General features: G+C 70.8%; 22 protein-coding genes and 2 pseudogenes. 12 read left to right on the forward strand and 12 right to left on the reverse strand.

Going from position 1 to position 24,857, the window contains the following annotated elements; translation table 11 throughout:
- Both ABZ622_RS24980 and recX read left to right on the forward strand, forming a co-directional pair.
- Nucleotides 1-252, forward strand: a pseudogene (locus ABZ622_RS24980) (DNA recombination/repair protein RecA); the annotation flags it as partial.
- Between the two features lie 3 nt (nucleotides 253-255).
- On the forward strand, nucleotides 256-987 hold the full coding sequence (gene recX, locus ABZ622_RS24985; protein ID WP_360546690.1) for a recombination regulator RecX: 732 nt from the start codon (nucleotides 256-258) through the stop codon (nucleotides 985-987).
- 83 nt (nucleotides 988-1,070) lie between these two features.
- Here recX and ABZ622_RS24990 read toward each other — a convergent pair whose 3' ends face one another.
- The 9 genes from ABZ622_RS24990 to ABZ622_RS25030 form a co-directional block, all read right to left on the reverse strand.
- Complete coding sequence (locus ABZ622_RS24990; protein ID WP_360546692.1) at nucleotides 1,071-1,715, reverse strand: hypothetical protein; 645 nt, start codon at nucleotides 1,713-1,715, stop codon at nucleotides 1,071-1,073.
- Nucleotides 1,716-2,628: 913 nt separating this feature from the next.
- The gene (locus tag ABZ622_RS24995) at nucleotides 2,629-3,006 is read right to left on the reverse strand and encodes a rhodanese-like domain-containing protein (protein WP_360546877.1); all 378 of its coding nucleotides are present in this window, start codon (nucleotides 3,004-3,006) and stop codon (nucleotides 2,629-2,631) included.
- 83 nt (nucleotides 3,007-3,089) lie between these two features.
- The gene (locus ABZ622_RS25000) at nucleotides 3,090-3,608 is read right to left on the reverse strand and encodes a cysteine dioxygenase (RefSeq protein ID WP_360546694.1); all 519 of its coding nucleotides are present in this window, start codon (nucleotides 3,606-3,608) and stop codon (nucleotides 3,090-3,092) included.
- A 103-nt stretch (nucleotides 3,609-3,711) separates the two neighbouring features.
- Nucleotides 3,712-3,798: a putative leader peptide gene (locus ABZ622_RS25005; RefSeq protein ID WP_311605579.1), complete on the reverse strand. Its 87-nt coding sequence runs from the start codon at nucleotides 3,796-3,798 to the stop codon at nucleotides 3,712-3,714.
- A 32-nt stretch (nucleotides 3,799-3,830) separates the two neighbouring features.
- Nucleotides 3,831-5,444 carry an FAD-dependent monooxygenase gene (locus ABZ622_RS25010; protein WP_360546696.1) on the reverse strand — a complete coding sequence of 538 codons (1,614 nt, stop codon included), beginning with the start codon at nucleotides 5,442-5,444 and terminating at the stop codon, nucleotides 3,831-3,833.
- A gap of 221 nt (nucleotides 5,445-5,665) precedes the next feature.
- Nucleotides 5,666-6,532: an amino acid ABC transporter permease gene (locus tag ABZ622_RS25015; RefSeq protein ID WP_360546698.1), complete on the reverse strand. Its 867-nt coding sequence runs from the start codon at nucleotides 6,530-6,532 to the stop codon at nucleotides 5,666-5,668.
- Complete coding sequence (locus ABZ622_RS25020) at nucleotides 6,529-7,176, reverse strand: amino acid ABC transporter permease (protein WP_189546771.1); 648 nt, start codon at nucleotides 7,174-7,176, stop codon at nucleotides 6,529-6,531. Before ABZ622_RS25020 ends, ABZ622_RS25015 begins: the two co-directional genes overlap by 4 nt.
- Before the next feature lie 109 nt (nucleotides 7,177-7,285).
- Nucleotides 7,286-8,209 carry a glutamate ABC transporter substrate-binding protein gene (locus ABZ622_RS25025; protein ID WP_360546701.1) on the reverse strand — a complete coding sequence of 308 codons (924 nt, stop codon included), beginning with the start codon at nucleotides 8,207-8,209 and terminating at the stop codon, nucleotides 7,286-7,288.
- Between the two features lie 32 nt (nucleotides 8,210-8,241).
- Complete coding sequence (locus ABZ622_RS25030; RefSeq protein ID WP_360546703.1) at nucleotides 8,242-9,027, reverse strand: amino acid ABC transporter ATP-binding protein; 786 nt, start codon at nucleotides 9,025-9,027, stop codon at nucleotides 8,242-8,244.
- 369 nt (nucleotides 9,028-9,396) lie between these two features.
- Between ABZ622_RS25030 and ABZ622_RS25035 the strand changes: the two genes are divergently transcribed.
- Both ABZ622_RS25035 and ABZ622_RS25040 read left to right on the forward strand, forming a co-directional pair.
- Nucleotides 9,397-10,089, forward strand: coding sequence for a response regulator transcription factor (locus tag ABZ622_RS25035; protein ID WP_124720932.1), 693 nt, complete (start codon nucleotides 9,397-9,399; stop codon nucleotides 10,087-10,089).
- A 15-nt stretch (nucleotides 10,090-10,104) separates the two neighbouring features.
- On the forward strand, nucleotides 10,105-11,499 hold the full coding sequence (locus ABZ622_RS25040; RefSeq protein WP_360546705.1) for a HAMP domain-containing sensor histidine kinase: 1,395 nt from the start codon (nucleotides 10,105-10,107) through the stop codon (nucleotides 11,497-11,499).
- Nucleotides 11,500-11,534: 35 nt separating this feature from the next.
- Here ABZ622_RS25040 and ABZ622_RS25045 read toward each other — a convergent pair whose 3' ends face one another.
- The gene (locus tag ABZ622_RS25045) at nucleotides 11,535-12,533 is read right to left on the reverse strand and encodes a TAXI family TRAP transporter solute-binding subunit (RefSeq protein WP_360546707.1); all 999 of its coding nucleotides are present in this window, start codon (nucleotides 12,531-12,533) and stop codon (nucleotides 11,535-11,537) included.
- Between the two features lie 145 nt (nucleotides 12,534-12,678).
- Between ABZ622_RS25045 and miaB the strand changes: the two genes are divergently transcribed.
- Both miaB and ABZ622_RS25055 read left to right on the forward strand, forming a co-directional pair.
- Nucleotides 12,679-14,172: a tRNA (N6-isopentenyl adenosine(37)-C2)-methylthiotransferase MiaB gene (miaB, locus tag ABZ622_RS25050; RefSeq protein ID WP_360546710.1), complete on the forward strand. Its 1,494-nt coding sequence runs from the start codon at nucleotides 12,679-12,681 to the stop codon at nucleotides 14,170-14,172.
- A 91-nt stretch (nucleotides 14,173-14,263) separates the two neighbouring features.
- Nucleotides 14,264-14,977 carry a class III extradiol dioxygenase subunit B-like domain-containing protein gene (locus tag ABZ622_RS25055; protein ID WP_360546713.1) on the forward strand — a complete coding sequence of 238 codons (714 nt, stop codon included), beginning with the start codon at nucleotides 14,264-14,266 and terminating at the stop codon, nucleotides 14,975-14,977.
- A gap of 81 nt (nucleotides 14,978-15,058) precedes the next feature.
- Here the strand turns inward: ABZ622_RS25055 and ABZ622_RS25060 are convergent, their stop codons facing one another.
- Complete coding sequence (locus ABZ622_RS25060) at nucleotides 15,059-15,325, reverse strand: antitoxin (protein WP_266911380.1); 267 nt, start codon at nucleotides 15,323-15,325, stop codon at nucleotides 15,059-15,061.
- A gap of 228 nt (nucleotides 15,326-15,553) precedes the next feature.
- Between ABZ622_RS25060 and miaA the strand changes: the two genes are divergently transcribed.
- The 6 genes from miaA to hflX all read left to right on the forward strand — a co-directional run bounded on the left by miaA (nucleotide 15,554) and on the right by hflX (nucleotide 23,527).
- Nucleotides 15,554-16,492, forward strand: coding sequence for a tRNA (adenosine(37)-N6)-dimethylallyltransferase MiaA (gene miaA, locus ABZ622_RS25065; RefSeq protein ID WP_360546716.1), 939 nt, complete (start codon nucleotides 15,554-15,556; stop codon nucleotides 16,490-16,492).
- 107 nt (nucleotides 16,493-16,599) lie between these two features.
- A complete protein-coding gene (locus ABZ622_RS25070; RefSeq protein ID WP_360546879.1) occupies nucleotides 16,600-17,037 on the forward strand; it encodes a hypothetical protein in 438 nt (145 codons plus the stop codon).
- Between the two features lie 100 nt (nucleotides 17,038-17,137).
- Nucleotides 17,138-18,010, forward strand: coding sequence for a diaminopimelate epimerase (gene dapF, locus ABZ622_RS25075; protein WP_360546718.1), 873 nt, complete (start codon nucleotides 17,138-17,140; stop codon nucleotides 18,008-18,010).
- A 140-nt stretch (nucleotides 18,011-18,150) separates the two neighbouring features.
- Complete coding sequence (locus ABZ622_RS25080; protein ID WP_360546720.1) at nucleotides 18,151-20,313, forward strand: HD domain-containing protein; 2,163 nt, start codon at nucleotides 18,151-18,153, stop codon at nucleotides 20,311-20,313.
- Nucleotides 20,314-20,409: 96 nt separating this feature from the next.
- A complete protein-coding gene (locus ABZ622_RS25085; RefSeq protein WP_360546722.1) occupies nucleotides 20,410-21,864 on the forward strand; it encodes a M1 family metallopeptidase in 1,455 nt (484 codons plus the stop codon).
- A 142-nt stretch (nucleotides 21,865-22,006) separates the two neighbouring features.
- Nucleotides 22,007-23,527, forward strand: a complete 1,521-nt coding sequence (gene hflX / locus ABZ622_RS25090; protein ID WP_360546724.1) for a GTPase HflX — start codon at nucleotides 22,007-22,009, stop codon at nucleotides 23,525-23,527.
- A gap of 85 nt (nucleotides 23,528-23,612) precedes the next feature.
- Here hflX and ABZ622_RS25095 read toward each other — a convergent pair.
- Nucleotides 23,613-24,856 (reverse strand): annotated as a pseudogene (locus ABZ622_RS25095) (IS30 family transposase).
- Between the last annotated feature and the right edge of the window lies 1 nt (nucleotide 24,857).

The raw sequence follows: 24,857 nt of genomic DNA on the forward strand, positions 1-24,857 counted from the left end.
TACGAGGGCGACCAGCTCGGCCAGGGCAAGGAGAACGCCCGCAACTTCCTCAAGGACAACCCCGATCTCGCCAACGAGATCGAGAAGAAGATCCTTGAGAAGCTGGGTGTCGGAGTCAGGCCCGACGACAGCGCCGCCGAGTCCGGTACGGACACGGCAGGCGGTGCCGTGGCTCCGGCCGACAGCGCGAAGTCGGTGCCCGCCCCGGCCGGCAAGTCCAAGCCGGCCAAGACCGCGGCGGCCAAGAGCTAGACCGTGACGCGTCGTACGGAGTGGCCGGTCAGCGCCACTGACCAGCACGCCGGACCCGGTCGCGGAGACGCCGCCGAGTACATGGCCGGGTCCGAGGGCGCGTACGAGGCCGAGGCCGGTCCCGGCCGTGACACGGGCTCGGACGCCGGATTCGGCGAGGGAGCAGGCCGTCGTGCCCGTTCCCGCACCAGGAGCAGCGGCTCCCCTTCCTCGTCGAGGGCCGAGAAGGGGGAGCCGCGAGACCCGGTCGAGCAGGCGCGCAACATCTGTCTGCGCCTGCTCACCGGGACCCCGCGCACGCGCAAGCAGCTTGCGGACGTCCTGCGCAAGCGGGAGATCCCGGAAGAGGCGGCCGAAGAAGTGCTCTCGCGCTTCGAGGACGTCGGGTTGATCGACGATGCGGCGTTCGCGGACGCCTGGGTGGAGTCCCGGCACCACGGACGCGGACTGGCCCGCCGAGCTCTCGTCCGTGAGCTGCGCACCAAGGGGGTGGACTCCGCCGTGATCGACGAGGCCGTCGGGCAGCTCGACTCGGAGCAGGAGGAGGCGACCGCCCGCGAGCTGGTCGCGCGAAAACTGCGCTCCACCCGTGGCCTGGATCGGGACAAGCGGCTGCGCCGCCTTGCGGGCATGCTCGCGCGCAAGGGGTACGGGGAGGGCATGGCCCTACGGGTCGTGCGGCAGGCGCTGGAGGAAGAGGGCGAGGACACGGAGGGTCTGGACGAGCCCTTCTGACCGGGCGCGTACGGACTGGTACGGGGGAGCGTTGGAGGTGTGGCCGCCCATGGTCGGGCCCCCTGCGGGGGAGGGCGGAGCGATCACTGCCCGGCGAGGGCGGCGCGGGTGATGGTGGCGTCGATCAGGGCGAGCGCGTCGGCGGCGGTGCGGCCGGGGCACCGGTTCCAGGGCCCGATCAGCCCGGTCCAGCCCTGGGAGCGGAGTTCGGCGACGAGCCAGGCGCCGGCCCGGTCCACGGTGTCGAGGGAGCCGTAGCCCAGGCGGTGCGCGGTGAGGAGGGCACCGCAGATGCACCGTGCGCCGCGTGCGTTGCGGAGCCGGTACGGGGTGTTCTGCCAGCCCCATTCGGTCAGGATCTGCCTCGCGTAGGCGAGGTGCGTGGAGGGCCGCACCTCGGGCTGGCCGATGCGCCGCCAGGAGTGGAGCCGGTCGGGGAGGACCGCACCCAATCGCCCGGGAAGCGGCCGTTCGCGCGGCGCGGTCGCAGGCAGGGCACGAACGGAGTCGGCGATGAGCTGATCGACCGGCACGGACAGCAGATCGCGCCAGTCGGCCGGCTCACGGCCGGGCGGCAGCTGTTCCGGGGCGGCGGGGGAGGAAGTTACGGGGTCGGGGGCCGTGGCTTCCCAGCCGGTGACGATCTGCTGCCACGCCTCGGTGTCATGGAGGCGAGCGGCCTGGGCGTCCAGTTGATCGGGGGTGAGGGTGAGGGCGGGGGTCGGCATGGGTGCGAGGTCTCCGTCACGTCGGTCCTTGGCGTTGAGGCGAATGTCCGTCGGGTACGGGGATTGCTCCACCGGAGCGTGGCGTTCGGGTGTGTCGGGGCGGATTCGGGGGAATCGCGGGCGGCGTGACGGGGCGGCTCCGGACGGGATGAGACACGGCAGGCTCCAGTGCGCGGGTGGCGGGTGGCGGGTGGCGGGTGGGAAGAAGCAGGTATCTGCGCACGGAGCGGGGTGTGAGGTGGGGCCGGGGATGCCTTGAGGAGTGAGGCGGAGACGCCTTGCGGGGTGGAGAGCCTGCGCAGGGGCGGGTACGGGGCGGGCGTCGCGGTCGCTGTGGAGTTCGTGACTCGACCGGTGAATCGCTCGTCACCGGCGCCGCTGCCTACAGTCGCGGGCCGGCAGTCGGTGATCTGACGCCGCCTCATGACCAGGTCGGCTGCTACCTGGACAGCCCTCGGCCACGGACCTGCCCCCGCCCTTTGCCCCGCTGCGGCGCAGTCCGTCCCGCTGGTCCCCGCAGTCCTCGGCAGCGGATCGGCCGGGTCGGTCGGGCCGGCCGCCTTCAGTAGCCGCTACGCCCGGCGACACGGTGCCCACCGCAGTGCCGCCCTGTTCGTGCCGGGTGGGCACCGCCGCGCCGCCGCCGCACTGGCCGCCACCACGCTGCCCGGCCGATTCACACCCAGGCCCCGGGCCTTGCAACCCTGCGCCGGGAAACCCGAGCCTGGTTCGCACCCCGAGGCCCGGGCTCCGCCCGTCACCCCGAGACCTGGGCCCCGCCCGTCACCCCGAGGCCCGGGCTCCGCCCGTCACCCCGAGGCCCGGGCTCCGCCCGTCACCCCGAGGCCCGGGCTCCGCCCGTCACCCCGAGGCCCGGGCTCCACCCGTCACCCCGAGACCTGGGCCCCGCCCGTCACACCTCGACGACCGGTAGCCCTGCGGCGCGCCACGCCTGGAAGCCGCCGATCAGGTCGGTTGCCCGGTGCAGTCCCAGCTGTCGCAGGGATACGACGGCGAGGCTCGATGCGTAGCCCTCGTTGCAGATCACCACGATCCGGAGATCGTGGCTCACCGCCTGTGGGGCTCGGTGGCTTCCTCGCGGGTCGAGGCGCCACTCCAGTTCATTGCGCTCGACGACCAGCGCTCCCGGAATCAGTCCGTCCCGTTCACGTAGCTCCGCATAGCGGATGTCCACGAGGAGTGCGCCGTCCGCAGAGGCGGCGGACGCCTCCTGCGGGCCGACCCGGACGTAGCCCGCCCGGACCTGTTCCAGCAGCTCATCGATCCCGATCCCGGCCCCGACCTCAGCCCCACCCTCAGCCTCAGCCTCGCCCTCAGCCCCGACCGGCTCCGTGTCGCCCTCGTGGCTGTCGCTCACAGCCAGTCCTCCGGCCGTTCGACCTGCTCAAGGCGGAGCAGCGCACCGTTGCGGCTGTAGCGCCGGATCCGTGGCAGCGGCGGGTAGTACGCGTGGACGGAGACGGCATGCTCGGAGTCCGACTCGTTCAGCACCTCGTGGACGTGATGGCGGCCGAACGCCCTGCCCTGGCCGGTGGCCAACTCGCGGGAACGGTCGATGCCCTCGGTGAGTTCGAGGGTCTTCCAGCCGTCGGTGGGCAGCCGGGCGGCGAGCGACAGCTCCTTGAGCGTGCCGGCCGCGGTGGTGAAGGCGCCGACCGAGTCGGCGTGGTCGTGCCAGCCCGTACCGGTGCCCGGCGGCCAGCCGATCAGCCACGCCTCGCTGCCGCCGGGCCCTTCGAGCTGGATCCAGGTACGGCCCTCGGGATCGAGGGGGAGCGAGGCGACGATCTCGGCGTCGGCGGCGACACGGCGGACGAAATCGAGCAGCTCCGCGGCCGTCGGGCCGGAAGCGGCATCGGCGGCGGAGGACATGCGTACAGAGGGTGATGAAGGGGCAGACACAGGGACCGTCCTGAGGGTTCGCGCGGAGGCCCGCCCGTACGGCAGCGCGCACGGCGGGGCAGGGGAAGGCGATTCAGCAGGACGGCCGACACACGCAGCCCGCATAGCGGACGAGGTCCATATGGACCCTCCGCCACAGGCGCACATCGGTGTCGGTCACGTTCCGGAGTACACCATCTGCGTCCGCATCGGTCAATTGATGCCCGCGGTCTGGTCGGAACGAAGAGCCGCGCGCACCGCCCCACCACGTACCGCGTCCGCCGCCGCGAAGAGATCCCGGGGCTGCACCCCGCCGAACGACGCCACGAGATGACCGTCCGGCCTGACCAGCAGCACGGTGTGCGCCGACGCCCCCGGGTAGCTCTCCGTCACCAGCAGCTCGCCCTTCATCGGCAGGGCGTCGACGGCGGCGGCGAGGCGGGGCATGACACCTGCGGTCATCCAGTGACGCCGGTCCCAGACCCCGGTCCCGGGCGCCACCAGAACCACCAGCAGATGCCCCTGTCCCAGCCGTTCCCGCAGCCGTACGGTCGTCCCGTCGGGGGCCGTCACCCGCACATCGGCCACCGGCGCACCGGGGGGCGTACCGACAGATGTGTGCGCCTCGGCGCGTGGGGGCGCAAGGGGCGAATGCGAGTAGGAGGGGGGCGCACCGAGGGGGCCACAGCCCAGATGTCCGTCGGCGAGCAGCGAATCGTGCTCCCGTGCGCTCCCCGGTACCAGCGTCCGCAGCCCTCCGCCGCCACGCAGTATCGGCAGCGACTGGTCCGCGGCGCGCAGCCGCGCGGCGACCGCGGCCCGGCGCTCGGCCTGGTAGCTGTCGAGCAGTACGTCGGAGGTGCCGTGGTGCCAGTCCTGGGCCAGCTTCCAGGCCAGGTTCTCGGCGTCCCGCAGCCCCTCGTCGAGCCCCTGGGTGCCCAGTGCGCCCAGCAGATGGGCGGCGTCACCGGCCAGGAAGGCACGGTCCACCCGCCAGCGCAGGGCGAGCCGGTGGTGCAGCGTGTAGACGCCCGTGTCCAGCAGCTCGTACGGAGGCGTCTCCCCGCACCAGCCCGCCAGGGTGTCCCGGACCCGGGTGATCAGCGCGTCCGGGGTGACGAGCTCGCCGCGCGGCGGCAGCAGCCAGTCCAGCCGCCAGACGCCGTCCGGCAGCGGCCGCGCCGTGACCTCGGCGCCGCCGGTGCGCCACGGCGGCAGCCGGTGCAGCACGGCCTGTCCGGGCCAGGGCAGCTCGGTACGCAGCGCCGCGACGGCGTGCCGCTCCACCGCCGTACGCCCGGGGAACCGGATGTCGAGCAGCTTGCGCACGGTGGACCTGGCGCCGTCGCAGCCCACCAGGTAACTCCCGCGCCACCAGGTCGCGTTCGGCTCCCTGGTGTGCACGGTGACGCCGGTGGCGTCCTGCTCCAGAGTGTCGATCCGGCTGTACGGGGCCACCCGCACCAGCTCCTGCGCGGCCACCGCGTCCCTCAGCTCCCGCGTCAGGACGTGCTGCGGCAGATGGACGGGGGCCGGCAACGGATCGCCCTCGGCGGAGTCCTCGCCGAGCGGCAGCTCACGCACCAGCTGCTTGCGCCGCATCGACCGCCACCCGGACCACCGCACTCCCTCGTGCCGCAGCGCCTTGCAGCCCAGCCGCTCCACCAGGGCCGCGGTGTCCTCGCGCAGCACCACGGTGCGTGCGGGGCGCGTCTCGTCCTTGCCCGGGTCCTCGTCGAGCAGGACGGAGGGAACGCCCTGCGCCGCGAGGGCGAGCGACAGCGCCAGGCCTACCGGCCCGGCGCCGACGACGATCACCGGGTCCACGGCGCGGCTCCTGAGATCCGTTCGGATGACGCGGACGCGAGAAGCGAGCGGATCGAAAGATGGATGGCGGGTTGAGGAGGCGTGGCGACGGAGAGGACAGGGGGCGCGATCACAGAACGTATGCAACCTACTGCCGGTGCCCGCGTCAAGCGACACCGGAAGGCGGCGAGGGGCGGTGGCTCATCCGCCACCGCCCCTCGGGAACCTCGTACGACGAGCCGTCAGACGGCGCTCGCGCCGTCGACCGCGGGCGACGGCGTACCGGTGGTCCCCGGTGCGCCCCCGGACCTGGCCCGCCGTCCGCGCTTCTCGATCCAGGTGGCGAGTGCCGAGAGCAGGAGGCACATGCCGATGTAGATGGCGCCGATGACGATGATGGTCGAGACGTAGGGGTACTGCCCGTTCACCTGGGTGTTGGAGGCGATCAGACGGGCGGTCTGAAGCAGCTCCGGGTACAGGATGATGAAGCCCAGAGAGGTGTCCTTGAGAGTGACCACGAGCTGGCTGATGATCGTCGGCAGCATGGCTCGTACTGCCTGCGGGATCAGCACGCTGACCATCACCTGGGTCTTGCCCATACCGAGGGCGTACGCCGCTTCGCCCTGTCCCTTGGGCACGGAGTTGATGCCCGCGCGCAACACCTCGGCCTGGACACAGCCGTTGTAGACCGACAGGCCGAGCGCCAGCGCCCACATCGAGTAGTCGGTGAGGAAGCCGACCCAGATCGCGTAGATGGTGATCAGCAGCGGGATGGAGCGGAACAGCTCGATGAACGCGGTGGCCAGCCAGCGGACCGGTTTGTGGTCCGAGAGACGGCCCACCGCGAGGATCACACCGAGGATCAGCGAGCCGATCGCGGCCAGGCCGAAGGCCTTCAGGGTCGCGAGTACGGCGTCGGCGATGTTCTGCCGGATGCCGGAGTAGTTGAAGATGTCCCACATCTCGGGGGCCAGATGCCCCTTGTCGGACAGCCGCACGAAGCTGAGGACGAGCAGGGCCAGGATGGCCAGGGACCCGGCCACGGCGTAGAGCCGGTTGCGTACGGCGGCCTTCGGGCCCGGTGTGTCGTAGAGAACGCTGGCACTCATCGGGCGACCTCCATACGACGTTCGACCAGCCAGAACAGACCGCTGATGGCAAAGGTGACGACCAGATAGCCGAGGGCCACCCAGATGAAGACGGGAGCGATGGCGTAACCCCGGTCACTCATGAGCTTCTGCCAGCCGAACAGCTCCGTGACACTGAATGCGCCGGCGATCGCCGAGTTCTTGGTGAGCGCGATGAAGATGCTGCTCAGCGGCGGGATGACGGTCCGTGTGGCCTGCGGCAGCACCACGATCCGCAGCGTCTGGGAGAACGTCATGCCGATGGAGCGGGCGGCCTCGGCCTGGCCCAGCGGAACGGTGTTGATGCCGGAGCGGACCGCTTCGCACACGAACGACGAGGTGTAGAAGCCGAGTGCCAGCGAGCCGAGCAGGAACGGGCTCATGCCGGGGAAGAAGATCTCCGGCACGACGAAGAAGGAGACCAGGAAGAGGAGAGTCAGAGGGGTGTTGCGCAGCAGCGTCACCCACGCGGTGCCGAAGATCCGCAGCGGCGGCACCGGCGAGACCCTGAGCCCGGCGACGAGGACACCGAGGACCAGCGCGATGACCGAGCTGACAGCGGTGATCGACACGGTTCCTATGAAGCCGTCGCGAAACTCTGGAAAATTGTCGAGCAGTACATTCATGAGGTCTCCGCGTCGGCAGGCAGCGGCATCTGGGCAGGGGAGAAGGGGTGCCCCGTACGCGCTCGGGGAGGCAGAGGCGCGTACGGGACACTTCGGTCAACCGGTGGCGTCAGTAACGCTCGACGGCCGGCGGAGCGGTGTACTCGGAGTCGGACAGACCCAGGGTCGCCTCGTAGATCTTCTGGTACGTGCCGTCCTTGACGTGCTTCTCCAGCGAGTCGTTGATGGCGTTGCGCAGCACCTTGTCGTCCTTGTTGAGACCCACGCCGTAGGGCTCCTCCGTGAACGGCTTGCCGACGACGCGGAGCTTGCCGTTGTTCTGCGCCGCGTAACCCTTCAGGATCGAGTCGTCGGTGGTGACCGCGTCGACCTGCTTGGTCAGCAACTGCTGCACGCAGTCGGAGTACTTGGCCAGTTCGACGACATCCGCGCCGTACTCGGGCTTCTTGATCTCCTGGAGCGGCGTGGAGCCGACGATGGAGCAGACCTTCTTGCCCTTCACGGCGTCCTTGCCGGTGATGGACGTGTCGTCCTTGCGCACGAGCAGGTCGGCACCTGCCTTGTAGTACGGGCCGGCGAAGCCGACCTGCTTCTTGCGCTCGTCGTTGATGGTGTAGGTACCGACGAAGTAGTCGACCTGCCCCTTGGAGATCGCGGTCTCACGGATGCCCGAGTCCACGGTCTTCCACTCGATCTGGTCCTTCGAGAAGCCCAGGTCGGCGGCGATCATCTTGGCGATCTCGATGTCGAAGCCGGACCGCTCCTTCGTCGACTGGTCCTCGAAACCGAGGTAGGGCTGGTCGGCCTTGGCGCCGATGATCAGCTTGCCGCGCTTCTTCGCCGCCTTGAAGGCCGGCGAGTCCAGGTCGACGCCGGATGCGACGGTGTACTTCGGCAGCTCGGGGGCGCCCGAGGCGCCGGGCTTGGTGCCGGACGGCTTGTCGCCGGCCGAGCCCTCCTTGCCACCACAGGCGGTCGCTGTCAGGGCGAGGACGGCGATGGCCGCGACGGCGGCCGACTTGCGGAGATTCATGTGAACTTTCCTTATGCCGTAGGTCGTTGTCGTCAGTGGTGAAGGATCTTCGACAGGAAGTCCTTGGCCCGGTCACTGCGCGGGTTGCTGAAGAACTGGTCGGGCGTGGCCTCTTCGACGATCTTTCCGTCCGCCATGAAGACGACCCGGTTCGCGGCCGAGCGCGCGAAGCCCATCTCGTGCGTGACGACGACCATCGTCATGCCGTCCCGGGCGAGCTGCTGCATGACCTCCAGCACCTCGTTGATCATCTCCGGGTCGAGCGCGGATGTCGGCTCGTCGAAGAGGATCACCTTCGGGTCCATCGCCAGCGCCCGCGCGATGGCCACGCGCTGCTGCTGACCGCCGGAGAGCTGGGCGGGGTACTTGTCGGCCTGCGTCGCCACACCCACCCGGTCCAGCAGCGAACGGGCCTTGTCCTCGGCGGCCTTCTTGTCCGTCCTGCGGACCTTGATCTGGCCCAGCATCACGTTCTCGAGCACCGTCTTGTGCGCGAAGAGATTGAACGACTGGAAGACCATGCCGACATCGGCACGCAGCCTGGCCAGCTCCCTGCCCTCCTGGGGCAGCGGCTTCCCGTCGATCGAGATCGCGCCCGAGTCGATCGTCTCCAAGCGGTTGATCGTGCGGCACAGCGTGGACTTCCCGGACCCGGAGGGCCCGATGACGACCACGACCTCGCCACGCGCGATCGTCAGGTCGATGTCCTGGAGTACATGCAGCGCGCCGAAGTGCTTGTTGACGTTGCTCAGTACGACAAGGTCGTCCGCCGCAGGCGCGGCGTCCCCGGCACCCTTGGTCACTGAAACTCCGCTCATCGGCTTCATGCTCCGTCCTCCTCGGTTGGCAAGGACCCTAGTGACGCGGTGCTACCAGCGTCATTACATCTGAGCGGAAATTGAGGATAACGATCCGGCGGCAACCGGACACTCCGTGTGAAGGGTGCGCGAGATGTGACGCCTGCGGCGTACCGGGTGGATAACAGATGGCCGGATGCGGCAGGCGGGCCTTGACTGATCTGCCTCTCATCGGAGTGGATGCCCTGGTACGCCATGACGTGAAACGCCTCGGTACGGGGAAGTGACGGGGAGTGTACGAGAGACCGCACCGACACCCGCCGACACCCGCCGGCAGGCGCCCCGTCGAAACCATCCAGGAAAGCCGTCCGAGAAACGGAGAGGGAGGCCATGAGACTGCTGCTCGTCGAGGACGACAACCACGTCGCCGCCGCCCTTTCCGCGATCCTGGCCCGGCACGGCTTCCGGGTCGTGCACGCGCGCAGCGGCGAGGAGGCCCTGCAGGCGCTGCTGCCCGCCGACACGGAGCCGTTCGGTGTCGTGCTCCTCGATCTCGGCCTGCCCGACCAGGACGGCTACGAGGTGTGCGGCAAGATCCGCAAGCGCACCTCCACCCCGGTGATCATGGTGACCGCGCGCGCGGACGTACGGTCGCGGATCCACGGCCTCAACCTCGGCGCCGACGACTACGTGGTCAAGCCGTACGACACCGGCGAACTCCTCGCCCGTATCCACGCCGTCAGCCGGCGCAACGCACCGGGCGAGGACACCGTGCCCATGCCCGTCGCCGGGTTGCGTCTCGGCCATGTCCACATCGAGCTGCCGACCCGCCGGGTCAGCGTCGACGGATCGGAAGTCCAGCTCACCCGCAAGGAGTTCGATCTGCTCGCGCTGCTTGCCCAGCGCCCCGGCGTGGTGTTCCGCCGGGAGCAGATCATCAGCGAGGTGTGGCGCACGAGCTGGGAGGGCACGGGGCGCACGCTCGAAGTGCACGTCGCGTCCCTGCGTTCCAAGCTGCGGCTGCCCGCGCTGATCGAGACGGTGCGCGGAGTCGGCTACCGCCTCGTTGCGCCGTCCGCGTAGAGGCGTACGACCCAGGTGCGCACCCGGCTGCTTCCCCTGCTCATCGTTCTCATGGCGGGCGTGCTGCTCGCTCTCGGCTTCCCGCTGGCCGTCAGCGTGGCCGCCGCCCAGCAGCAGCGCGTCGTCATCGACCGCATCGACGACACGGCACGCTTCGCCGCACTCGCGCAGTTCATGACCGATCCGGCCGCCGGGTACGACGAGCGCCGGCGCACCCTGCGCAATGAGCTCGACACCTACGCGTCCGTGTACGGCATCCGGGCCGGTGTCTTCCGCCGCGACGACAGCGCCATGGCCAAGGCCCCCGCCGCCTGGCAGCTTCCGCTGGAGGGGGAGGGGCGCGAGGCGTTCAAGGAGGCCCTGCTCGGGCGGCGCAGCCACGATCCGCCGCAGGTCTGGCCGTGGCAGAACGGCCGGGTCGTCGTCGCCTCACCCGTCGTACGGGACGGCGATGTCGTCGCCGTGGTGGTCCTCGACTCGCCCACCGAGGGGATGCGCTCGCGCACGATCCGCGGCTGGCTGCTGATCGCGGCCGGCGAAGCGGTCGCGATGCTGGTGGCCGTCGGCGCCGCGATCCGCCTCACCGGCTGGGTCCTGCTGCCGGTGCGGACACTGGACGCGGCCACCCACGACATCGCCAGCGGACGCATGCGATCGAGGGTCGCGGCTTCCGGCGGGCCACCGGAACTCAGGCGCCTGGCCCGGTCGTTCAACGAGATGGCCGACAACGTCGAGGACGTGCTGGAGCAGCAGCGCGCCTTCGTCGCCGACGCCTCGCACCAGCTGCGCAACCCGCTCGCCGCTCTGCTGCTGCGGATCGAGCTCCTCGCCCTCGAACTCCCCGAGGGCAACGAGGAGATCGCCTCCGTGCGCACGGAGGGCAAGCGCCTCGCCCAGGTCCTCGACGACCTGCTCGACCTGGCGCTGGCCGAACACGCCGCGGCCGATCTGCAGCTCACGGACATCGGTGCGCTCACCGCGGAGCGCGTCGCGTCCTGGCGGCCGGTCGCCGAGGAGAAGGGGGTACGGCTCCGGGCGGACGGCTCGCCCGCGGTAACGGCCTGGGTGGATCCCATCGCGCTGTCGAGCGCGCTCGACGCGATCATCGACAACGCCCTGAAGTTCACCCCTGCCGGGGAAGAGGTCGTCGTCACGGTCGCCTCCGGCCGGGACGACGTCACGGTCGTCGTCACCGACCGCGGGCCCGGCCTCACCGGGCAGGAGATGGAACGCATCGGCGACCGCTTCTGGCGCAGCACCCAGCACCAGAACATCCAGGGCTCCGGCCTCGGGCTCTCCATCTCGCAGGCGCTCCTGGCGGCCGGCGGCGGCTCCCTGAGCTACGCGGCCCGTGAACCGCACGGGCTGCGGGTCACGGTCTCGGTGCCGCGCAACGGCCCGCAGGGCTGAGCGGAACGGCACGAAGAAGAGAGGAAGAAGGGCGATCAGGGCTTGACCGAGCGGTAGTAGCGGCTGGCCCCTTCGTGCAGCGGCAGCGGATCGGTGTAGATCGCCGTACGCAGATCCACCAGCTGGGCCGCGTGCACCTCGCGCCCGATCCGGTCCCGGCTGTCGATCACGGTCCGGGTGAACGCCTCCGTCATCGCCGGATCGGAACGTTCCGTGGTCACGAGCACATTGGCGACCGCGACCGTCGGCACCGCCTGGTCCTGCTGCGCATTGTGGTAGGCGTCGGCGGGCATCATCGCCGAACGGTAGTAGCGGGCGGACCCGCCCGCCGCCTGGAGCTCCTTGACCAGCCCGGCCTCCAGCGGCACCAGCCGGATCGCGAACCGGGCCGACAGCTCCTGCACCGCGGACGTGGGCAGCCCGCCGGACCAGAAGAAGGCATCGAGGCGGTCGTTCTCCAGTTGCTTCGGCATGGTGTCGATACCGGCGGAGACCGGTGTCACGTCCTTCTCGGGGTCGAGCCCCGCGGCCGTCAGCAGCCGGTCGGCGACCAGCCGCACGCCCGAACCCCGCTGCCCCACCCCGACCCGCTTGCCGCGCAGGTCCGAGACCTTGCGGACCTCCGAGTCGCGGGGCACGACCAGCTGGATGTAGTCGTCGTACAGCCGCACACAGCCCCGCAGCCGGTCCGCGCCGGGCTTGCCGCCGCGCAGGTAGGTGGCAAGGGCGTCGGTGGTGGCGATGGTGAAGTCGGCCTTCCCGGTCGCCACCCGGGCGATGTTCTGCTGCGATCCCTCACTGGTCTGCAGCCTTATCGACACCTCGGGCAGATCCCTGGCCAGGTCGCCCTTGAGGCGCTCGCCGTAACGCTGGTAGACCCCGCTGCGCACACCGGTACTGAAGGTCAGCGTTCCGGTCGGGGCCGGCTGCCCCAGCGGCAGCAGCCACCACAGCAGCAGCCCGAGCACGACGGCGAGGGCGGTGCACAACTGGAGAACGCGTCGCCTGCCGATACGGGAGAGTGCCTGGAGCATGGCGGCGATCCTGCCAGCCCGCTCCGGCGATGACCAGGGCCGCTTCCCGGCGGCGGGCGGTCACCGGGCGGGGTATCCATCATCGGGGCCCGGTCGGAGCCCTTACCCTGGACGGGTGAGCGGCAACGACGTGGCTGGTGGAGTAGTGGACGATTTGAAAACGTACGAGGTGCGCACCTACGGGTGCCAGATGAACGTCCACGACTCCGAGCGGCTCTCGGGGCTGCTGGAGGGCGCGGGTTACGTACGTGCCGCCGAGGGCTCCGACGGTGACGCCGACGTGGTCGTCTTCAACACCTGCGCGGTGCGGGAGAACGCCGACAACAAGCTCTACGGCAACCTCGGCCGGCTCGCCCCGATGAAGACCAAGCGGCCGGGCATGCAGATCGCCGTCGGCGGCTGCCTCGCGCAGAAGGACCGCGACACCATCGTGAAGCGCGCCCCCTGGGTCGACGTCGTCTTCGGTACGCACAACATCGGCAAGCTGCCCGTGCTGCTGGAGCGCGCCCGTATCCAGGAGGAGGCGCAGATCGAGATCGCCGAATCCCTGGAGGCCTTCCCCTCCACGCTGCCCACCCGCCGCGAGTCCGCCTACGCGGCGTGGGTCTCCATCTCCGTCGGCTGCAACAACACCTGCACCTTCTGCATCGTCCCGGCGCTGCGCGGCAAGGAGAAGGACCGCCGCACCGGCGACATCCTCGCCGAGATCGAGGCCCTGGTCGCCGAGGGCGTCTCCGAGATCACCCTGCTCGGCCAGAACGTGAACGCGTACGGCTCCGACATCGGTGACCGCGAGGCGTTCTCCAAGCTGCTGCGCGCCTGCGGGCAGATCGAGGGCCTGGAGCGGGTCCGGTTCACCTCGCCGCACCCCCGCGACTTCACGGACGACGTGATCGCGGCGATGGCCGAGACGCCCAATGTGATGCCGCAGCTCCACATGCCGATGCAGTCGGGCTCGGACACGATCCTCAAGGCGATGCGGCGTTCGTACCGGCAGGAGCGCTTCCTCGGCATCATCGAGAAGGTGCGCGCCGCGATGCCGGACGCCGCCATCTCCACCGACATCATCGTGGGCTTCCCCGGCGAGACCGAGGAGGACTTCGAGCAGACCATGCACGCGGTCCGCGAGGCGCGCTTCGCCAACGCCTTCACCTTCCAGTACTCCAAGCGCCCCGGCACCCCGGCCGCCGAGATGGAGGGGCAGATCCCCAAGGAGGTCGTCCAGGAGCGGTACATGCGCCTGTCGGTCCTTCAGGAGGAGATCTCCTGGGAGGAGAACAAGAAGCAGGTCGGCCGGACGCTGGAGATCATGGTCGCGGAGGGCGAGGGCCGCAAGGACGGCGCCACCCACCGCCTCTCCGGCCGGGCCCCCGACAACCGCCTGGTCCACTTCACCAAGCCGGACGAGGACGTGCGCCCCGGTGACGTGGTGACCGTCGAGATCAGCTACGCGGCCCCGCACCACCTGCTCGCCGAGGGCGCACCGCTCGCCGTGCGGCGGACCGGGGCCGGGGACGCCTGGGAGAAGCGCAACGCCGCCGAGACCGCCGAGCCGGCCGGAGTGATGCTGGGACTGCCGACCGTCGGAGTCCCGGCACCGCTGCCCGCCGCGGCGGCCCCGGGCTGCGGCTGCGACTGACACCGGGCCGCCCGACGGCGGCCTGCGCGCTCGCCCCCGGCCGCCACCCGAGGTGGCCGGCCCGCAGCGCCCGGACGATACGCTGCCGACCATGCTTGTCGCCGCCGCTGTCTGTCCCTGCCCACCCCTGCTGGTACCCGAGGTCGCCGCCGGTGCCGCGCCCGAGCTCGACACCCTGCGGGACGCCTGTGCCGACGCCCTCGGCGTGCTCGCCGCCGCGCGCCCCGATCTGCTGATCGTGGTCGGGCCCGCGGACCCGCCGGACCGCGGACCGCACCCCGAGGGGACCACCGGAACCTTCCGGGGCTTCGGCGTCGACCTCGGCGTACGGCTCGGCCGCGGTCTCGCCACGGCGACGGACCGCCCGCTGCCGCCGTCCCTCGCCGTCGCCGCCTGGCTGCTGGCCCGCGCGGAATGGGCCGGTGCGCCGGTGGAGGGGCTGGGCGTGGGGGAGCCGCTGGCGGCCGACCGCTGTACGGGCGCCGGGCGGGACCTGGCCGCCAGGGCGGACCGGGTCGCGCTGCTCGTGATGGGTGACGGCAGCGCCTGCCGCACGCTCAAGGCCCCCGGCTATCTGGACGAACGCGCCGAGGCCTTCGACGCGGCGGCCGCCCGCGCGCTGGGCGCGGCGGACCCGGACGCGCTGATCGCGCTGGACGAGTCACTGGCGTACGAACTGAAGGCGGCGGGCCGGGCGCCCTGGCAGGTGCTCGCGGGTGCGGCACAGGGGGCGGGCCTGACCGGACGGCTGCTGTACGAGGACGCCCCGTACGGCGTGGGCTACCTGGTCGCCGCCTGGTCCTGAGCCGCCGCCCGGGGACCCGCGGGCGACGGCCGTGCAGCGGTGCCGCTCCACGGCCGTCACCCGGACTTGATCAGTTCACGGTCAGGAAGCGGGCGGTGTACCACCCTCGTCCTTGGAAGCGGGCGGTGTACCACCCTCGTCCTTGTGGGACAGGCGCTCGACCGCGTCCTTGGCCTTCCGCGCGCCGGACTCGATCTTGTCGCTGTACTTGCCCTTGGTCTTTTCGTCGACCGTCCGTGCGGCCTTGTCGAGCCCCTGGTCGATCTTGTCCCCGTGCTGATGCGCGAGTTCGCCGACCTTGTCCTTGGCGGGGCTCAGCTTGGCCTTCAAATTGTCCAGGAAGCCCATCGGGCACCTTCCCTGCTGGGGGACTACGGTCGAGCGCTTCTTCAAACCATGAAAAAGCGCCCATATTCAATGTGAATTCTACTGGTGTGCACGAGGAACCGCGTCGCCCGGAGGAGCTGGCCGGACGGGTGGCGGACGGGTCCTGGCCGGGACGGTGAACGATTCCCGTTCCCGGCCGGTCACCTCACTCGTTCGGGAAGAGCGCCGGAGGTTTGCGAGACTGTGGCAGTGAGAAGCACAGCTCCCGCACCGCGGGTCATTACCGTCGTCGGTCCCACTGCGGCCGGAAAGTCCGATCTGGGAGTATTTCTTGCTCAGCAGCTCGACGGCGAAGTGGTCAATGCCGACTCCATGCAGCTCTACCGGGGGATGGATATCGGTACCGCGAAGCTGACGCTCGCAGAACGCGGATCCGTCCCGCACCACCTCCTGGACATCTGGGACGTCACCGAGACCGCCAGCGTCGCCGAGTACCAGCGGCTGGCCCGCGCCGAGATCGACCGGCTGCTCGCCGCCGGCCGCACCCCCGTCCTGGTCGGCGGCTCCGGCCTCTACGTGAAGGGCGCCATCGACGCCCTGGAGTTCCCCGGCACGGACCCCGGCGTACGGGCCAGGCTGGAGGAGGAACTGGTCGAGCGCGGCTCCGGAGCGCTGCACGCCCGGCTCGCCGCCGCCGACCCCGAAGCCGGCCGGGCCATCCTGCCGAGCAACGGCCGCCGGATCGTCAGGGCCCTCGAAGTCATCGAGATCACCGGCAAGCCCTTCACCGCCAACCTCCCCGGTAACGATGCGGTGTACGACACCGTCCAGATCGGCGTCGACGTGGCCCGCCCCGAACTCGACGAACGCATCGCCCTGAGGGTCGACCGGATGTGGGCGGCCGGCCTGGTGGACGAGGTGCGCGCCCTGGAGGCCCACGGCCTGCGCGAGGGGCGGACCGCCTCCCGGGCGCTCGGCTACCAGCAGGTGCTCGCCGCGCTGGCCCAGGAGTGCACCGAGGAGGAGGCGCGGGCCGAGACCGTCCGCGCCACCAAGCGATTCGCCCGCCGTCAGGACTCGTGGTTCCGCCGCGACCCGCGGGTCCACTGGCTGAGCGGCGCCGCGGAACACCGCGGGGAACTCCCGCGCCAGGCGCTGGCGTTGGTCGAACGAGCGGTTACAGCCTGATCACGTGATGGCATCGGGAAGCCCTGCCCGTCATTTCGGCGACCTGGAGCGTGCCATCATCGAGCATCGATCGACCAGTGGAGTCCGAGTTGGGAGGGCGCGTGGCGATGGAGGCCGGCCCTCGCGACACTGAACAAGACGCACCGGACGAGCTGCACGGGGCGGGAAGTCTGAGCCCCGACGGGCCGGACGAGCTCGAAGCGACCCCCGAGGTCGAGGTCGAGCTGCGCCCCGCGCGCCGGCTGCGGATCTGGCAGCTGGCACCGATCGTCATGCTCGCCGCGGTGGGATCGCTGATGTTCGCCTTCCCGCTGGCCTTCGAGTTCGGCGACGGCGGCGCGGTGGTGGCCATGCTCGGCCTGCTGATCAGCTGCTGCGCCGCGGGCTGGGGCATGATGGCCGCCCGGCGGGTGGGCTACACCTGGCCCGGCCTGCCCCAGCGCGGCTCGGGCGAGCGCTCCGACTGGCGGGTGATCGCCCTGTACGTCGTCGTCGGCGGCGCGCTGGTCGCCCTGGCCGTCTGGCGGGTCGCACGGCTCCAGTGACGGCCGGCGCCGGCCCTTCACGCAGGTCCCGGCGTCACGCCGGCGCCCGCGGGACGGCCCGGGGACGCCGGTTGTCGGCGCCGTTTCGTACAGTTGCCCTGTGAGCAACTCGCAGATCGCCTTCCTCAAGGGTCATGGCACCGAGAACGACTTCGTGATCGTTCCCGACCCGGACAACGCCATCGACCTGCCCGCGTCCGCCGTCGCCCGGCTCTGCGACCGCCGGGCCGGAATCGGCGGTGACGGGCTGCTGCACGCCGTACGGTCCGCCGCGCACCCCGAGGCACAGGCCATGGCGGCCGAGGCCGAATGGTTCATGGACTACCGCAACGCGGACGGTTCGATCGCCGAGATGTGCGGCAACGGGGTCCGGGTCTTCGCCGGGTACCTCCAGCGCGCCGGACTCGTCGAGGAGGGCGACCTCGCCGTCGCGACCCGGGGCGGCGTGAAGAAGGTGCACATCGCCAAGGACGGCGCCATCACGGTCTCCATGGGGCGCGCGCTCCTGCCCGAGGACGGCGTCACGGTCAGCCTCGACGGCCGCAGCTGGAACGCCCGCAACGTGAACATGGGCAACCCCCACGCGGTCGCCTTCGTCGACGATCTGGCCCACGCCGGCGACCTGCTCTCCGTACCGCCCTTCAGCCCCGCGGCCGTCTACCCCGACGGCGTCAACATCGAATTCGTCGTGGACCGCGGACCGCGCCACGTCGCCATGCGGGTCCACGAGCGCGGCTCCGGCGAGACGCGCTCCTGCGGCACGGGCGCCTGCGCAGTCGCCGTCGCCGCGGCTCGCAGGGACGGCGCGGACCCCGCGGAGACCGGCACCCCGGTCACGTACACGGTCGATCTGCCGGGCGGCACCCTTGTGATCACCGAGATGCCGGACGGCGAGATCGAGATGACCGGCCCCGCCGTGATCGTCGCCGAGGGCGTGATCGACCCCGTCTGGCTCGAAACGGTGACCGGTTAGGACTTCGCTCGAATGGGTGATCCGTTTCACGCTGGGCGAGAGCGGGACTCCGCCACGTGGTGGGCTCGGTAGCATCAAGCACCGGCCCGGAGGCGCGACCGCATCTCCCCACCGCCGGTCGACGTCGCCGGAGGTGCCGCATGAGCGCAGAGGCCACCAGCCCAGGTGCCCCCATCCGCAGGCGGGGCCGTCCCCGGATCGATCTGCGCAGGCTCGGCCGTGTCGCGCTGCTCGGCCCCGTCTCCCGCGACCGGCTGCCCGACGCCATCGGCCATGTCGCGGAGGCCCACCGGGCCCACTACCCGGATGCCGACCTCTCGATCCTGCGCCGGGCCTACGTACTCGCGGAGTCCTCGCACCGGGGCCAGACGCGCAAGAGCGGCGAGCCGTACATCACCCACCCGCTCGCGGTCACCCTGATCCTCGCCCAGCTCGGCGCGGAGACCACGACGCTCACCGCATCGCTGCTCCACGACACCGTCGAGGACACCGATGTGACCCTCGATCAGGTGCGGGACCAGTTCGGCAAAGAGGTCTGCTATCTCGTCGACGGCGTGACCAAGCTGGAGAAGGTCGACTACGGCGCGGCCGCCGAACCGGAGACCTTCCGCAAGATGCTCGTCGCCACCGGGGACGATGTCCGGGTCATGTCCATCAAGCTCGCCGACCGGCTGCACAACATGCGCACCCTCGGCGTGATGCGGCCCGAGAAACAGGCCAGGATCGCCAAGGTCACCCGGGACGTACTGATCCCGCTGGCCGAACGGCTCGGCGTGCAGGCCCTCAAGACCGAGCTGGAGGACCTGGTCTTCGCGATCCTCCACCCCGAGGAGTACGAACGGACCCGCGCGCTGATCGACGCCGCCGCGCGGCCGGAGGGCTCCGGCGCCGCCAGGCAGGACCCGCTCGCGACCATCGCGGAGAACGTCACGACGGTGCTGCGGGAGGCCGGCATCCCCGCCGAAGTCCTCATCAGGCCACGCCACTTCGTGTCCGTGCACCGGGTCGGCGTCAAACGCGGCGAACTGGGCGGCACCGACTTCGGCCGGCTGCTGGTGCTCGTCGGCGAGGACGCCGACTGCTACGCCGTGCTCGGTGAACTGCACACCTGTTTCACCCCGGTGATCTCCGAGTTCAAGGACTTCATCGCCGCCCCCAAGTTCAACCTGTACCAGTCGCTGCACACCGCCGTCGTGGGCGAGGACGGGGCGGTCGCCGAAGTCCTCATCCGCACCCACCGGATGCACAGGGTCGCCGAGGCCGGAGTCATCGCCCTCGGCAATCCGTACGCCGCGGACGGCGGCACCGGCCCCCAGCCCGCCGAACCCGCGGACGGGGAGCGCGCCGACCCCACCCGGCCGGGCTGGCTCTCCCGGCTCCTCGAATGGCAGCAGTCCGCCCCGGACCCCGACACCTTCTGGACCACGCTCCGCGCCGACCTGGCCCAGGACCGGGAGGTCACGGTCTTCCGGACCGACGGCGGCACGCTCGGGCTGCCCGCCGGGGCCAGCTGCGTCGACGCCGCCTACGCGCAGTACGGCGACCAGGCGCACAACTGCATCGGAGCCCGGGTCAACGGCCGCCTGGCCACCCTCGGCACCGTGCTCAGCGACGGCGACACCGTGCAGCTGCTGCTTGCCGAGGACGCCGCCTCGGGCCCCTCGCCCGACTGGCTCGACCACGCCCGTACCCCCGCCGCCCGCATCGCCATCACCGGCTGGCTCGACGCCCACCCCGAGGACACCCACGGCCCGCACGCCGGCCGGCCCGCCCGGACCGGACCCGGGCAGCCCGGCCACTCCAGGCCCGGCCCGCAGCCGCAGCAGACCACCGGCGGCGGGCCCGCCACGGCCGCGAGCGCCGTGGCGGACCGGCCGGACGCCCCCGTACGGCTCGCGGGCTGCTGCACCCCCGTACCCCCCGACGCCGTCACCGGATTCGTCGTACGCGGCGGCGCCGTCACCGTGCACCGGCAGGAATGCCGCGCCGTCGCCCGGATGCGATCCGTCGGCCGGTCACCGGTCGAGGTGAGCTGGACGGACGCCACCGAGTGCCGGGTCACACTGGTCGCCGAGTCCTTCGGACGCCCCCGGTTGCTCGCCGACCTCACCGAGGCGATCGCGACGGCGGACGCGGCGATCATCTCCGCCACCGTCGAACCGCCCAGCGAACAGCGGGTCCGGCACACCTACACCCTGCAACTCCCCGACGCGGCCGGACTGCCGGCCCTGATGCGCGCCATGCGTGACGTGCCCGGGGTGTACGACGTGAGCCGCGCCAAGCACCGCGCCGTCACCGTCTGACTCCGCCGGGCGGAGCCATCCGCCACAGGTATCTCGTTCGGGTGGCGCGGCGCGCGCCGCGCCGGTCCGGCGGGACGTCGCTGGTAGCGGTAGTTCATGCCGTTCATCTCCCGCCGTCTGCGGGCCGCCCTGCTGGCCACCGCATCAGCCACCCTCGTCGCAGCCACCATCCCCTCACCCGTGCCGCTCGGCATCGGCGATCCGCTCTTTCCTCACCTCGGCAACCCCGGGTACGACGTCCGGGCCTACGACATCGGACTGACCTACCACGGCGACAACACCAAGCCGCTGGACGCCGTCACCAGGATCGACGCGCGGACCACCGAACCGCTCGACCGGATCAACCTCGACTTCACCCGGGGCAAGGTCCGCTCGGTCGAAGTCAACGGACTGCGCGCCGACTTCGCCGTCGAGGACGAGGACCTGGTCATCGAACCCATGGGCCGGCTCCCCGCCGGAGTGCCGCTGCACATCACCGTCCGGCACACCAGCGACCCCACCGGCGAGCGGGACAGCGGCGGCTGGCTGCCCACCGCCGACGGCCTGGCCATGGCCAATCAGGCCGACGCCGCGCACCGGGTCTTCCCGAGCAACGACCACCCCGCCGACAAGGCGTACTTCACCTTCCGGGTCACCGCGCCCAAGGACCTCACCGTGGTGGCCAACGGACTGCCCGCCGGTACGGTCCGGCACGGTGCCGACACCACCTGGACCTACCGGACCGAGCACCCCGTGGCCACCGAACTGGCCCAGGTCTCCATCGGCCGGTCCACCGTCCTGCACCGGACCGGCCCGCACCGGCTGCCGATGCGCGACGTGGTGCCCACCGCCGACCGCAAGCGCCTCGAACCCTGGCTCAGGAAGAGCCCTGCCCAGCTGGAGTGGATGGAACAGCAGGTCGGCCGCTACCCCTTCGAGACGTACGGACTGCTCGTCGCCCACACCGAAACCGGCTTCGAGCTGGAGACCCAGACGCTCTCGCTCTTCGAGCGCTCCCTGTTCGTCGGGACCGACTACCCCGAGTGGTACCTCGAATCGATCATGGTGCACGAGCTCGCCCACCAGTGGTTCGGCGACAGCGTCTCCCCGCAGCGCTGGTCCGATCTGTGGCTCAACGAGGGACACGCCACCTGGTACGAGGCCCGCTACGCCGAGGACCACGCCGACAAGCCGCTGGAACGCCGGATGCGCGAGGCCTACACCAGGTCCGACGGCTGGCGGGCAGCGGGCGGCCCGCCGGCCCGCCCCGACGCCCCGGAGCCTGGACAGAAGATCAGCCTGTTCCGGCCGGTGGTGTACGACGGCAGCGCGCTGATCCTCTACGCGCTGCGCCAGGAGATCGGCGAGAGCGCCTTCGACCGGCTGGAGCGGAGCTGGGTGAAGAAGCACCGGGACTCCAACGCCACCACCGAGGACTTCGTCCGCCTGGCGTCCCGGACCGCGGGCCGCGACCTGACCTCGTTCCTCGACGGCTGGCTGTACGGGAAGAAGACCCCGCCGATGCCGGGGCACCCGGACTGGCACAGCAGCAAGCCCGCCGGACAGCGGTAAACCCGGGTGACGAGTGCGACGGACCGTGCCACTATCGACGAGTCGCCGCGGCGGCCGGACCGGGATTCCCGACAGCGGGAATCATCGGGAGGCGTCACGCGTTGTGACTGATGTAGCAGACTTCCAACGACGTAAGGATCCAATGACCTCCTCTTCTTCCCTTCCCCAGGACGCGCAGGATGCGCAGAGCGCTACGGAGAATGTCACCGAAAGCCTCACCGAGAGCCTTCGGGCCGACGCCCTGATGGAAGAGGACGTCGCCTGGAGCCACGAGATCGACGGAGAGCGGGACGGCGAGCAGTTCGACCGCTCCGAGCGCGCCGCGCTGCGGCGTGTGGCCGGGCTCTCCACCGAGCTCGAAGATGTCACCGAGGTCGAGTACCGGCAGCTGCGCCTGGAGCGCGTGGTGCTGGTCGGCGTCTGGACCTCGGGGACCGTGCGTGACGCGGAGAACTCCCTCGCGGAGCTGGCCGCACTGGCGGAGACGGCGGGCGCCCAGGTGCTCGACGCCGTCTTCCAGCGCCGCGACAAGCCGGACCCGGCCACCTACATCGGTTCGGGCAAGGCGCTGGAGCTGCGCGACATCGTCCTCGAATCGGGGGCCGACACCGTCGTCTGCGACGGTGAGCTCAGCCCCGGTCAGCTGATTCACCTGGAAGACGTCGTCAAGGTCAAGGTGGTCGACCGGACCGCCCTGATCCTCGACATCTTCGCCCAGCACGCCAAGTCCCGTGAGGGCAAGGCGCAGGTCTCGCTGGCTCAGATGCAGTACATGCTGCCGCGGCTGCGCGGCTGGGGTCAGTCGCTCTCCCGGCAGATGGGCGGCGGCGGTTCCAGCGGCGGTGGCGGCATGGCCACCCGTGGTCCCGGTGAGACCAAGATCGAGACGGACCGGCGCCGGATCCGCGAGAAGATGGCGAAGATGCGCCGGGAGATCGCGGAGATGAAGACGGGCCGCGAGATCAAGCGCCAGGAGCGCAAGCGCAACAAGGTGCCGTCGGTCGCCATCGCCGGCTACACCAACGCGGGCAAGTCCTCGCTGCTCAACCGGCTGACCGGTGCGGGAGTACTGGTGGAGAACGCGCTGTTCGCCACCCTCGACCCGACCGTGCGCCGGGCCGAGACGCCGGGCGGCCGGCTCTACACCCTGGCCGACACCGTCGGATTCGTACGGCACCTGCCGCACCACCTCGTCGAGGCGTTCCGCTCCACGATGGAGGAGGTCGGCGAGTCCGACCTGATCCTGCACGTGGTGGACGGCTCCCATCCGGTGCCGGAGGAGCAGCTCGCCGCGGTGCGCGAGGTGATCCGCGAAGTCGGCGCGGTGGACGTGCCCGAGATCGTGGTGGTCAACAAGGCGGACGCGGCCGATCCGCTGGTGCTCCAGCGACTGCTGCGCATCGAGAAGCACGCGATCGCCGTCTCGGCGCGCACCGGAGCCGGTATCGAGGAGCTGCTCGCACTCATCGACACCGAACTGCCGAGGCCGTCGGTCGAGATCGAGGCGCTCGTCCCGTACATCCAGGGCGGGGTCGTCTCCCGGGTGCATGCCGAGGGCGAGGTGATCTCCGAGGAGCACACGTCGGAGGGCACCCTGCTCAAGGCGCGGGTGCACGAGGAGCTGGCGGCCGAGCTCTCCTCGTTCGTCCCCGTGGCGCACTGACCACGTCGCGACAAGGCTCGTAACGCCCGAAGGCCCGCCCCGACCGGCGGTTTCTAGGGATCGTCGCAACACGTGGTTGGTTTGGTCAGGCGGCGAGTAGTTTATGCAGGCGCTCGGCTGGGGTTTCCCAGCCGAGCGTTTTGCGTGGGCGGCCGTTCAGTTCAGCAGCGACCGCGTCGAGGTGTTCGCGCGGGTGGGCGGCGAGGTCGGTGCCCTTGGGGAAGTACTGGCGGAGGAGGCCGTTGGTGTTTTCGTTCGAGCCTCGTTGCCAGGGGCTGGCCGGGTCGCAGAAGTAGACCGGGACGTTGGTGGCGATGGTGAAGGAGCCGTGGCTGCCCATCTCGCTTCCCTGGTCCCAGGTCAGGGACCTGCGGAGGTGGGCGGGCAGGGTCTGGACCGTGGTGACCAGCGCGTCCCGGACGCTTTCGGCGCCGTGGTCGCCGGGCAGGTGCAGGAGCATGACGTAGCGGGTGGCGCGTTCGACCAGTGTGCCGATGGCCGACTTCCCGTCCTTGCCGATGATGAGGTCGCCCTCCCAGTGACCGGGGACGGCACGGTCCTCGGCTTCGGCGGGGCGTTCGCTGATCATGACCATCGGGGTGGCGAACCTCGGCTGGCGCTGCTGGGCCTGGCGACGCGGCTTGCGCCGGGCGCGGCCGGTGCGCAGGGCGCGGGCCAGCTCGCGGCGCAGTTCGCCCCGGCCTTGGACGTAGAGGGCCTGGTAGACGGTCTCGTGGACCACGTGCATCTCCGGCTGCTGGGGGAACTGCCCGCAGAGCCTGGCAGATCTGTTCAGGGCTCCACCGTAGGTCCAGGTGGTTCTGGACGAAGTCCCGCAGCCCGGGGTTCTGGCCGATCTTCCCCGGCTTGGGGCGGGGCCGGCGGGCATCGGCGCGGGCCTGGGCCGCGTGCGGCCGGTACTGGCCGTTGCCCGGATGCCGGTTGCGGCGGATCTCCCGGCTGACCGTGGACGGGCTGCGGCCCAGCTCAGCCGCGATCGCACGGATCGTTGCCTTCTCCCGCAGCCGGTCGGCAATGTGAATGCGGTCGCTCTCACGCAGATACCGCGAGGGACCGGGCGGGGGCGCCACCGCGTTGATCGGTGGCGCCCCGGTGCTCCCGCCGGACGGGGCACGGCCGTTACGCCAGCGCCGCCCGGTCTTCTCATTGATGCCGACGATCCGGCACGCCTCTTTGCTGCTCACACCCTGCTGCATGAGCTGAAGGTAGAGGCGCCGTTCCTCGGACAAGGGACGGCGCCCCTGGATGACGGACCGGTCCCGGATCTTGAAATCCATCGCATCCCCTGGGCTGGGGTGTTGCGACGATC

Source organism: Streptomyces sp. NPDC007164, from assembly GCF_040634135.1.
Lineage (GTDB): Bacteria > Actinomycetota > Actinomycetes > Streptomycetales > Streptomycetaceae > Streptomyces > Streptomyces sanglieri.

What these genes read in the sequence shown, in the direction of transcription:
- ABZ622_RS24990 (WP_360546692.1), bottom strand. Translation starts at nt 1,715, where the DNA reads ATGCCGACCCCCGCCCTCACCCTCACCCCCGATCAACTGGACGCCCAG.
- ABZ622_RS25000 (WP_360546694.1), bottom strand. Translation starts at nt 3,608, where the DNA reads ATGTCCTCCGCCGCCGATGCCGCTTCCGGCCCGACGGCCGCGGAGCTG.
- ABZ622_RS25015 (WP_360546698.1), bottom strand. Translation starts at nt 6,532, where the DNA reads ATGAGTGCCAGCGTTCTCTACGACACACCGGGCCCGAAGGCCGCCGTA.
- ABZ622_RS25020 (WP_189546771.1), bottom strand. Translation starts at nt 7,176, where the DNA reads ATGAATGTACTGCTCGACAATTTTCCAGAGTTTCGCGACGGCTTCATA.
- ABZ622_RS25025 (WP_360546701.1), bottom strand. Translation starts at nt 8,209, where the DNA reads ATGAATCTCCGCAAGTCGGCCGCCGTCGCGGCCATCGCCGTCCTCGCC.
- ABZ622_RS25030 (WP_360546703.1), bottom strand. Translation starts at nt 9,027, where the DNA reads ATGAGCGGAGTTTCAGTGACCAAGGGTGCCGGGGACGCCGCGCCTGCG.
- ABZ622_RS25035 (WP_124720932.1), top strand. Translation starts at nt 9,397, where the DNA reads ATGAGACTGCTGCTCGTCGAGGACGACAACCACGTCGCCGCCGCCCTT.
- ABZ622_RS25045 (WP_360546707.1), bottom strand. Translation starts at nt 12,533, where the DNA reads ATGCTCCAGGCACTCTCCCGTATCGGCAGGCGACGCGTTCTCCAGTTG.
- ABZ622_RS25055 (WP_360546713.1), top strand. Translation starts at nt 14,264, where the DNA reads ATGCTTGTCGCCGCCGCTGTCTGTCCCTGCCCACCCCTGCTGGTACCC.
- ABZ622_RS25060 (WP_266911380.1), bottom strand. Translation starts at nt 15,325, where the DNA reads ATGGGCTTCCTGGACAATTTGAAGGCCAAGCTGAGCCCCGCCAAGGAC.
- ABZ622_RS25070 (WP_360546879.1), top strand. Translation starts at nt 16,600, where the DNA reads ATGGAGGCCGGCCCTCGCGACACTGAACAAGACGCACCGGACGAGCTG.
- ABZ622_RS25080 (WP_360546720.1), top strand. Translation starts at nt 18,151, where the DNA reads ATGAGCGCAGAGGCCACCAGCCCAGGTGCCCCCATCCGCAGGCGGGGC.
- ABZ622_RS25085 (WP_360546722.1), top strand. Translation starts at nt 20,410, where the DNA reads ATGCCGTTCATCTCCCGCCGTCTGCGGGCCGCCCTGCTGGCCACCGCA.
- hflX (WP_360546724.1), top strand. Translation starts at nt 22,007, where the DNA reads ATGACCTCCTCTTCTTCCCTTCCCCAGGACGCGCAGGATGCGCAGAGC.